The organism is uncultured Modestobacter sp. (assembly GCF_947486615.1).
Taxonomy (GTDB): domain Bacteria; phylum Actinomycetota; class Actinomycetes; order Mycobacteriales; family Geodermatophilaceae; genus Modestobacter.
Genome location: NZ_CANKUD010000023.1, coordinates 1 through 8027 on the forward strand (window position 1 = coordinate 1; position 8027 = coordinate 8027).

Below are 8027 nucleotides of genomic sequence, written 5' to 3' on the forward strand. Positions count from 1 at the left end.
GGGGGGGGGGGGGGGGGGTGGACCCCGGCGGCTTGCTAGCAGCCGTACCCACCAGGGGTGGCGGATGAGCTCCATCGGCTCACACTGGCGGACGGCAACCAGGCGTCGGGTCCTTGTTCGACCCGACGCCCGGTCGGCGGTCTCAGCCCTTCGTGGGGTTGAGGACGACCTTCGTCCAGCCCTGGTCGCGGGCGTCGAAGTGCCGGTAGGCCTCGGGCGCCTCGTCCAGACCCAGGTTGTGGCTGACCAGGCGGGCCGGGGTGGCCTTGCCCTGGTGGATGAGCCGGGCCAGCGCGCGGTTGTAGTTCTTCACGTTGGCCTGGCCGTTGCCGATCGTCTGGCCCTTGAACCAGAACTTGCCGTAGTCGAAGGCCAGCTGGCCCTTCTTGGCGAGCTCGTCGGAGGCGCCCGGGTCCTCGGGCAGGAACAGGCCGACCACGCCGATGGTGCCGGTGGCCTTCACGACCTCGACCAGGCCGTTCATCGTCATGTTGGGCTGCTCGACGCCCTGGCTGTCGTGTGCCTGGTAGCCGATCGCCTCCACGCCGCGGTCGGTGCCGCGGCCCTTCGTGGCGTCCTTGATCTGCTCGATCGGGTCGCCCGTGCTCGAGTTGATCCCGATCGCGCCGAACTCCTCGGCCAGCGCGAGACGCTCGGCCAGGTGGTCGATCACGTAGACCTCGCTGGCGCCCTGGAGCACCGCTGAGTAGCCGGCCATCAGGCCGACCGGGCCACCGCCGTAGACGGTGACCGAGTCACCGGGAGCGACCTTGGCCAGCCGGGTGCCGTGCCAGCCGGTGGGGAAGATGTCGGCGAGCATGACGTAGTCGTTCTCCTTCTCCACGCTGTCCTCGGGGAGCTGGAGGGCGTTGAAGTCGGCGAAGGGGACGCGCAGGTACTCGGCCTGGCCACCGCTGTACCCGCCCATGCCGGCGAACCCGTAGGCGCCGCCGGCGACGCCGGGGTTCACGGTGAGGCAGAAGCCGGTGCGACCCTGCTCGCAGTTCTCGCAGAAGCCGCAACCGATGTTGAACGGCAGCACGACGCGGTCGCCGACGCTGAGCTTGGTCACGCCTGCCCCGACCTCGACGACCTCGCCGAGGTTCTCGTGGCCGATGACCATGCCGGTCTCCAGGTCGGTGCGGCCCTCGTACATGTGCAGGTCGGAGCCGCAGATGTTGGTCGCGGTCACCCGGATGACGGCGTCGGTGGGATGCTCGACCTTTGCGTCGGGGACCTGCTGGACCGAGACGTCGCGGGGGCCGTTGTAGACGAGTGCACGCATGGGGGTACCTCCAGGGATTGATCGCGGGACGCGGGAGCACGGCCGATGCTCGACCGCTGTGGCTCCCGGCGCTCCTCGCGCTCCCCTGGCCTGCCCGGTGCCCGGGGGGTTCAACCATCTCTGGGCGGCGCACCACCATCCGTCCGGTCCCCAGGCTGCATTCGACGCCGTTTAAACCCCTTTCGTCAGCTCCGCGGAAGCCACCAAACTGGTCCCGCACACTCGGACCGACCAGGTCGGCATAGCTCGAAAACCCCCGTTAACGGACTGACCGATACTCGACCGTTTTCGGGCACCGAACACCGGTGGCTATGCGGGCGCTGCACGAACGTGATGGGGTGGCGGGCGATGACCCCTGATGCGGCTCTCCACATGCGACGCTCCGATGCGCAGCACGCTGTGATCGCCGCTGGACGGCGACACTCGGTCGGTGTTGGCGTCGGTGGCTCGGTGCTCGCTGCCGGGACCCGATCGGCTGAGGAATGCCGCGTGGGGACGTGGCGTGATGTGGTCTCGGTGGCTGCTGGAAACGTACACACGGCCTCGAACACCGGTCGGTCACACACCGTCGGACTTCGAGCCGATGGCACGGTCCTTGCGACCGGCTGGAACGGAGACGGTCAGTGCGACGCCGCCGCGTGGGAGGGCGTGGTGTCCATCGCCGCTGGCTGGCGGCGCACGCTGGGCGTACTCGCTGACGGCGGGGTGCTCGCGGCGGGGCGCAGAACCGAGGGAGCCTGCGACGTCGAGCCGTGGCGCGAGATCATCGCCGCAGCCTGCGGAGACTGGCACTCGGTCGGACTGGCGACAGACGGCACAGCCCTCGCCACCGGTAACAACCGGCGAGGGCAGTGCGACGTCGCTCATTGGCGAGATCTGCGAGCAGTCGCAGCCGGCTACCTACACACCGTCGGCCTCACCTCGAACGGACGAGTTCTCGCCGTGGGGAGCCGAGCGTCCGGTGTCGAGGAAGTCGGCGCCTGGCGCGACATCATCGGGGTGTCAGCCGGTAGCCATCACACCCTCGGTGTCACCGCAGGAGGGATCGTCGTTGCCGCTGGCGACAACAGCCGCGGGCAGTGCAACGTCTCGTCATGGCGGGAGGTCGTCGCCGTCGCCGGCGGATCGACCCACACCCTGGGCCTCCGCAGCGATGGGACTGTTCTCGCTACCGGCAACAACGATGACGGTCAGTGCGACATCGCAGCCTGGCGTGCCGCCGACCACGCCCCTGAGTAGGGGACCTCAACCACTTGCCGTCCGGCGCTGATCACTGGGGGCCAGTCATCACCAACCCAAGCTCATCACCCCGGGAACCCACTAGGAGCAACTAGCGGAAAACGGCCATCACGCGCCGCGTGACCGAAAAGGGGTTCCGAAACTGCGGCCCGCAACCACCCGTTTTTGGGCCTCCTCGCGCACCCCTTGACTCGTCGGGTGTTTCCGCAGGTCAGCCGACGGGTCAACCAGCCCAGAACCCGTGCCCGAAATCAACGGCCCGAATCTCCGAACGCGAGACGTTTGTGGGCCACTCCCGCTAGCCTGCGCGCGTGAACATGGTCGGCTACGCGCGGGTCTCCACACTCGAGCAGGACCCGGCGCTGCAGCTCGACGCTCTGACCGCCGCCGGGGCGGTGCGGGTGTTCACCGACTACGCCTCCGGCGCCACCGCCGCCCGCCCGCAGTTGACCGCCTGCCTGGACTTCCTGCGCCCCGGGGACACCCTCGCCGTGTGGCGGATCGACCGGCTCGGCCGATCGGTCGCCGACCTCACCACCATCGTCAACGACCTCGGTGCCCGCAACATCCAGTTCCGGTCGCTGACGGAGGCCATCGACACCACCACCGTCGGCGGGGAGCTTGTTTTCCACATCTTTGCTGCCGTCGCCCAGATGGAACGCCGGCTGATCAGCGAGCGGACCCGCGCCGGGCTGGTCGCGGCGCGAGCTCGCGGCCGCGCCGGCGGGCGCCCCACGGTCATGACTTCCGAGCGGGTTGTCGCCGCCCAGGCGATGCGCGCCCAGGGCATGACCTTGATCCAGATCGCCGCCACCTTGGGTGTCGGCCGCAGCTCTTTAGTGCGCGCCCTGGCGCAGGTACCTGAGGAGACCGAGAGTCCAGATGATGACGCGGTCACCGCCGAGCAGACGGCCATCGAGGTGCCGATGCAGGATGGCTTGGACTCGGCGGCACCGGCGCCGGCACTGGCGCCGGGTGCCGCACCGGCGCTGGCGATCCAGCTGCTGGGCCGGCAGGCGCGCCGCCGCGGTGAGGAACTGGAGGCCTTCGGCTGGCCGGCGGGCCATGCACCTGCCTGCCCCCTCTGCGCTCGTCCAACGACTGGTATCGAGGAGCAGTACGCCCGCGTCCCCGGCCAGCGGGAACCGGTCGTGGTCGTCCTAGCCCAACCGTGCGGCTGCCTCGTCGATGAGCACGTCAGCACTCTGCTCAACGGCGTCCCGGGCTCCTGAGCCGGAAAGAGCGGAAGGGAGCCCGGGAGTGACGGCGCCGGGATCTTGGGCCGGCTCATGGCTGGGGCGCGGACACCGCTGGTGACGGCGCCGCGGACTCAGCGGGGTTTGTCGATGCACACCCAGACGATCTTGTGGGCCGGCGCGTAGTGCACCCCGTGCTCGGCGGTGAGGTCGGCGACGACGTAGAGGCCCATGCCCCCGGCCTCGGCCGGCCGGTCCCTGGCCGGCGTGGGACGCCGGTGCGGGGCACTGTCGGTGACCATCACGACCCAGCGCCCTGGTTCATCACACACGTGCAAGCTGGCCGGGGCCAGGCCGTGCCGCACCGCGTTGGATGCCAGCTCGTCGATCACCAGGATCGCGCTCTCGACCGCGTCCTGCGCCTCATCTGGCCCGCACCCGGCACCGCCGTCGGAGTCCAGTGAGTCCTGCAGGAAGCTGCGGACCTGGCGGCGGACGCGACTCAGCAGGGCCAGTGTCGCCAGTTCCAGGGTCAGTCGGGAGTCCGCCGCGGGAGGCGCCGGCGTGTCCTCGTGCCAGGACGCCGCGACCTGGCCGTACTGCCCAGCGGTCCACGACTGGTGCTTCATGACCACCGTGATGACCTCACCGGTAGCAGGGGCGGCAGCGCCTGGGACTGGCGTACAGCGCGCGGGAAGGTAACAACTCTCGGTGACCGGCGGAGGTTCTCCGGCGGTCAACACGGGGCGGGCTCGTGTTGGTCGGACGGCAGTCGGGCGCCGGTGTCCTGAGCTGCGCTCCGCATCGTGGGATGGTTTCCAGCAGGGACGGTCTGGACATCTATCAGGAGCTGGTGAGACCAACCGGCTCCTGACCCTGTGCACCCGGTGCACGGCGAGCCGGCTGGGAGATCGTGTCCCTCGTAGAGAAATTCCACACCGTGTTGTCCGCCTCGGCCGAGGAACTACCCGGCGTCGAGCTGTTGCCCGAGCGGCTCGCGCGCGCCAGCGCTTCGGTGCTGCCGGTCTTCGGGGCTGGACTGAGCCTCTGCTTCGCCCCCGAGCGGCATCTGCCGCTGGGGGCCAGCGATCCGGCGTCCGGTGAGGTGGAGCGGCAGCAGTTCACCACCGGGGAGGGCCCGTGCGTGGCCTGTCACGACAGTGGGAAGTCGGTCCTGGCTTCCGAGTCGACCCTCCGTTCCAGCTGGCCCGGCTTCTTCGACGCAGTCGCCAGCCGGACACCGGTCCGCAGCATCTTCACCCTCCCCCTGCCCGATGAGCTGCTGGGGGTGGGAGTCCTGGAGTTCTACCTCGACTCCCCCGACGGGGCCGACGCACTGAGCATCGAGCACGCAGTGACGGTCGGCGGTCAGGTCACGGCCGTCCTGCAGGCAGCCAGCCGCGGCGCACAGCGCCACTCGGAACTGCCGGGCTGGACCGACACACCGCCTGCGCAACGGCGCGCGCTGGTCTGGCAGGCCATCGGGATGGTCAGCGGGAGCCTGCGCCTGCCCGGCGCCGACGCGCTGGCCCTGCTGCGCGCCCACGCCTACGGCAGCAGCACGACGGTCGACGCACTCGCCGCCACGCTGGTCTCCGGACAGGTCCGGCCGCGGGACCTGGCCCCGGACGCCGACCACCCCAGGTAGTCCACCGAGCAGCGGGAAGACCGCTGAACGGGGGAGCAGGTGGTCCCACCCCCGATAGCATCGTCACGTCCTGACCGCCCGTGGGAGAGGTACCACTCGATGCCTCGCTCCCCCGGTCGACCGCGGCCTCAGGCGACGCTGATCGCCGGCGACCCGCTCCTGGCTGCACTGGTGACCCCGACAGCTGAGCTGCTGGCCGTGGCTGCGGCGATGGACGACCTGGGCGTCGGTGCGGCCACCATCGACCGGCACTGGCGGATCGTGCACGCCAATCGCACCGCCGAGGCCATCACCGCAGCAGCATCGGGATCGTTGACCGGCCGCGACCACTGGGAGGCCTTCCCCTCAGCCGTGGGCACGGTCATGGAGCGGGAGTACCGGCAGGCCGTGGACACCTGCCGACCGGCCCTGTTCCAGGTCTACTACCCCGCCCCGCTCGAGGTCTGGGTCGAGATCCGTGCCCTGCCCCACGAGGGCGGGCTGAGGGTCTACTTCACCGACGTCACCGCCCAGGTGCAGGCCCGCCACGATGCCGCGCAGGCGCGGGAACGGCTGGAGCTGGTCGCCGGCATCAATGCCGACCTGCTGACCACCTCCGACCTGCCCGCCTCCATCGCCGGCGTCGTCACCGCCCTGGTCCCTCGGCTCAGCGACGGCGCGATCATCAGCCTGATCGACACAGACGGACAGCGCCGCGACCTCGCCACCGCCCACCGCGACCCCCACCTGGCCATCGCCCTGCAGCACTACGCGCGACTACGTCCCCACACCGTGCCCACCACCGCACCACTGGGGCAGGTGATGAGGACCGGCAAGGCCGTGCGCTCCTCGGCCGCCCGAATCGCCGACGCCCTCACCCCCGGGCCTGCCCAGGACAGCCTGCGCCCGCTGGGTGACAGCTGGTCCCTACACCTGCCCATCGCCGACGCCGGCACCGTGCTGGGTGCCCTCACGCTCCTGTTCGCCGCCGACCGGGCCCCGCACCCGGTGGACGAGCTGATCCTCACCGAGATCGCCACCCGCTTCGGCACCGTCCTCGGCACCGCCCGACGCGTGGACAACCAGGCCCAGCTCGCCGAGGCCCTGCAGCGGTCCCTGCTCACCGCCCCACCGGAACCAGACCACGGCCAGATCGTGGCCCGCTACCTCCCGGCCGCCCAGGCCGCGCGGGTGGGCGGGGACTGGTATGACGCGTTCCTCCAGCCCAGCGGCACCACCATGCTCGTCATCGGCGACGTCGCCGGCCACGACACCGCCGCAGCGGCCACCATGGGCCAACTCCGCGGGCTGCTGCGCGGCATCGCCACCTACAGCGACGCCGGCCCCGCCGAGGTCCTGCGCGGCCTGGACGCCTCCCTCGAGGTCCTCATGATCACCGGTCTGGCCACTGCCACCGTCCTGCGGTTCGAACAGACCGAGCACGAGCGCACCCAGGGCGTGACCCGCATGGTGTGGGCCAGCGCCGGGCACCCCGCCCCTCTGGTCCTGCACGCCGACGGGCGCATCGAGCAACCCGGCCACCGCCGCGGTGACCTGCTGCTGGGCATACAGCCCACCCTCCGCACCGAGCACACCACCGTCCTGGACCGCGGCGCAACCGTCCTGCTCTATACAGACGGCCTCATCGAACAACGACGCTCCGACCTCGACACCGACACCGCCCGGCTCCTCACCGCACTCGCCCAGCGGCGCGCCGACAGCCTCGACGACCTCCTCGACGGTCTCCTGCACGACCTCGTCGACGACCAGCCCGAAGACGACATCGCCCTCATCGCCATCCGCCTGCACGATCAGCACGGACCCCGACCGCCAGAAGCCGGCCCGCAACGCATACCGGACTCCGTCCCCGACGAGCCCGACACACCCTGACGACAACGACCTGCAGGGAACCCACCGGACCGCCGCCCACGCGACACCGCGGCGCGCCCACGGCCGCAGAGTGACGACGGACAACGCCCACCACGGAGGCCCAACCAAGCCGGACCGGCTCCTGATCGGTGACGACACCGTCTTCCATCGCATCCGGCTGTGCCACGCTGACCCAGTGGCCCACCCATGACCGAGTCGGACGAAGCAGCCCTTCGGGCAGAGCTGGCTCAGAGCCGCGCCAATGCCGAGGTCCTCGCGGGTCGGATCGACCACCTGCAGAAGGCCGTGCAGTCCAACCGCCGCATCGGCATGGCCCTGGGCATCCTCATGACCCACCACCAGCTCACCGAGGCGGAAGCCTTCAACCGCCTGGTCCAGTCCAGCCAACAGCAGAACCGCAAGCTGGCAGCCATCGCCGAAGAAGTCATCTACACCGGCCACCTCTGACCGACTGACGCTCAACGACCACCCATAGATAAAGGACGTTATGTAACGGTCCTGTCAGACCCAGGCGCTAGCGTGCCAGCGTGACCGAGTCGACGGATGACCTGCCTGACGAGGACGCCCAGTCGGGGACGGATGCACCTCCGACTGACGGAGCCCCCTCCAGCGACGACACAAGTCGGCCGACGTCCACGCCTGCTTCGGGCGTCGACCCCGCTGCCGCAACTGACGCGGCGATCGCCGCCATCGGTGCAATGAGGATCGAGCCGAGCGAGGCCACCCTCGCCGCCATCGGCGCCCTGCAGATCCAGCCCAGCGAGGCCACCCTCGCCGCCATCGGCGCCCT

Annotated in this window: 6 protein-coding genes and 2 pseudogenes; 6 read left to right on the top strand and 2 right to left on the bottom strand. The window is 70.3% G+C overall.

Going from position 1 to position 8027, the window contains the following annotated elements; all coding sequences use genetic code 11:
* Positions 1-142: 142 nt before the first annotated feature.
* A complete protein-coding gene (locus tag Q1A09_RS22460) occupies positions 143-1285 on the bottom strand; it encodes a glutathione-independent formaldehyde dehydrogenase (RefSeq protein ID WP_163613159.1) in 1143 nt (380 codons plus the stop codon).
* 372 nt (positions 1286-1657) lie between these two features.
* Between Q1A09_RS22460 and Q1A09_RS22675 the strand changes: the two are divergent.
* The 3 genes and pseudogenes from Q1A09_RS22675 to Q1A09_RS22680 all read left to right on the top strand — a co-directional run.
* Positions 1658-1900 (top strand): annotated as a pseudogene (locus Q1A09_RS22675) (RCC1 domain-containing protein); the annotation flags it as partial.
* A 36-nt stretch (positions 1901-1936) separates the two neighbouring features.
* Complete coding sequence (locus Q1A09_RS22465) at positions 1937-2524, top strand: hypothetical protein (protein ID WP_299960608.1); 588 nt, start codon at positions 1937-1939, stop codon at positions 2522-2524.
* A gap of 311 nt (positions 2525-2835) precedes the next feature.
* Positions 2836-3375 (top strand): annotated as a pseudogene (locus Q1A09_RS22680) (recombinase family protein); the annotation flags it as partial.
* A gap of 479 nt (positions 3376-3854) precedes the next feature.
* Here Q1A09_RS22680 and Q1A09_RS22475 read toward each other — a convergent pair.
* On the bottom strand, positions 3855-4349 hold the full coding sequence (locus tag Q1A09_RS22475; RefSeq protein ID WP_299960611.1) for an ATP-binding protein: 495 nt from the start codon (positions 4347-4349) through the stop codon (positions 3855-3857).
* A 311-nt stretch (positions 4350-4660) separates the two neighbouring features.
* Here Q1A09_RS22475 and Q1A09_RS22480 point away from each other — a divergent pair, with 311 nt between their 5' ends.
* The 3 genes from Q1A09_RS22480 to Q1A09_RS22490 all read left to right on the top strand — a co-directional run bounded on the left by Q1A09_RS22480 (position 4661) and on the right by Q1A09_RS22490 (position 7684).
* Positions 4661-5368, top strand: a complete 708-nt coding sequence (locus tag Q1A09_RS22480) for an ANTAR domain-containing protein (protein ID WP_299960614.1) — start codon at positions 4661-4663, stop codon at positions 5366-5368.
* 171 nt (positions 5369-5539) lie between these two features.
* Positions 5540-7237, top strand: coding sequence for a SpoIIE family protein phosphatase (locus tag Q1A09_RS22485; protein ID WP_299960617.1), 1698 nt, complete (start codon positions 5540-5542; stop codon positions 7235-7237).
* Positions 7238-7423: 186 nt separating this feature from the next.
* Positions 7424-7684 (top strand): ANTAR domain-containing protein, encoded by a 261-nt coding sequence (locus tag Q1A09_RS22490; RefSeq protein ID WP_299960620.1) that lies wholly within the window; start codon positions 7424-7426, stop codon positions 7682-7684.
* Positions 7685-8027: the final 343 nt, after the last annotated feature.

Bases quoted from the DNA above. Each gene is read 5' to 3' on its own strand.
- Q1A09_RS22460 (WP_163613159.1), bottom strand. From the start codon at position 1,285: ATGCGTGCACTCGTCTACAACGGCCCCCGCGACGTCTCGGTCCAGCAG.
- Q1A09_RS22490 (WP_299960620.1), top strand. From the start codon at position 7,424: ATGACCGAGTCGGACGAAGCAGCCCTTCGGGCAGAGCTGGCTCAGAGC.
- Q1A09_RS22475 (WP_299960611.1), bottom strand. From the start codon at position 4,349: ATGAAGCACCAGTCGTGGACCGCTGGGCAGTACGGCCAGGTCGCGGCG.